Source organism: Mycobacterium sp. UM_CSW (assembly GCF_000455205.1).
Classification (GTDB): domain Bacteria; phylum Actinomycetota; class Actinomycetes; order Mycobacteriales; family Mycobacteriaceae; genus Mycobacterium.
Map to the genome: position 1 here is coordinate 1 of NZ_AUWQ01000170.1, position 549 is coordinate 549.

Genomic DNA, 549 nt, shown 5'->3' on the forward strand with positions numbered 1-549 from the left:
GCCAGCGCCGCACCCAGCCAGGCCACGCCCGCGAACAGCCGGTCGGAATAGCGCAGCTGAAAAAGGCTGGGGGCGCGCCAAAACGTCTGCCGGGCCAAGAACCGCGGCACGGGCAGCATCCCGTGCTCGCCGATGAGCGCCCGGAATTGCAGCGCGGCCGCGACGAAGGCGATCAGGTAGATGGCCGCGACGCCCCGCTGCAGGACCATCCGGCCCAGCCAGTATTCGGGTGCCGAGAACCAACCCATGGTCGTCACGTATTACCAGTCAAGCAGCACGGAAACCGCTAGCCAACGCCCCAAGTGTCATTCCTCGCGTGGCCGCGGCTGCCGGTCCGGCAGGGCCACGACCGACGCGCCTAACACCGCAAGCGAAATCAGCGCCAGCAGTTGCACATTCGCCGCATGCCCGGCGTAACCGTCGACCGAGCGCCAGGGATGCCGCGACAGCGCCGCGCCGGCCAGGATCAGCCCGCCGGCGCTCAGCACCACGGTCAAGGCGTCGCGCCGGCGCAGCGCATACCGCAGGCCGAGGGCGGCGCCGGCCACG

The 549-nt window shown here is 70.5% G+C and carries 1 protein-coding gene and 1 pseudogene; both read right to left on the reverse strand.

The features are described from left to right. A pseudogene (locus tag N415_RS30275) lies at positions 1 to 248 on the reverse strand (lipase maturation factor family protein); the annotation flags it as partial. Positions 249 to 305: 57 nt separating this feature from the next. Further along, the coding region (locus tag N415_RS30280; RefSeq protein WP_152531657.1) for a hypothetical protein at positions 306 to 549 on the reverse strand (244 nt) is incomplete at its 5' end.